This window comes from Nonomuraea recticatena, from assembly GCF_039533245.1.
Taxonomy (GTDB): Bacteria; Actinomycetota; Actinomycetes; order Streptosporangiales; family Streptosporangiaceae; genus Nonomuraea; species Nonomuraea roseola.
Genome location: NZ_BAAATE010000191.1, coordinates 1 through 544, shown reverse-complemented (window position 1 = coordinate 544; position 544 = coordinate 1). Strand labels below are relative to the sequence as shown.

Here is a 544-nt window from a genome sequence, read left to right as displayed (position 1 = left end):
CCTCAGGGCTATTTCGACCAGGGCGGTCTGTCCCAGGCCTCTTTCGGCCAAGGTAGTCCGTCTCAAAGCGCGTTCGGACAAACCGGTCTGCCCGAAGCAGGCCTCTCCCCAGGCGGCTTCTTCCAGGGAGGCTCGGCCCAAGGCGTTCCGAGCCAAAGCGCCTTCGGCCCGACCTACCCCCAGGCCAAGGGCGCCCCCGCCAACTCCGACCCGGCCGATTTCAACCAGGCCGACACGTTGCCGGGCGCTCCCAACCCCTTCAACGCCCCTCCGGCAGGCGTCAACACCTTCAGCGCGACCCCGTTCTCCGCCGACAGCGCCAACGCAGCAGCATTCGGCACGGGCACGTTCGACGCAGGCACGATGACCGCAGGCAGAGGCATCCCGGCCGCGCCACCAACCGCTCCAGGCGCGTTCGCCACCCCACCGTCCACCACGACCGAGCCCACTGACCAGTCAGGCGCAGGCGCGTTCGCCGCATCATCGGCGGGCACCAATTCATTCGGCGCCACCCAGACCGGTTCCGGCACGCGCAACTTCGACC

General features: G+C 68.9%; 1 pseudogene. It reads left to right on the top strand.

Annotated features, from left to right (window positions below):
• Positions 1-544 (top strand): annotated as a pseudogene (locus ABFX50_RS51100) (hypothetical protein); the annotation flags it as partial.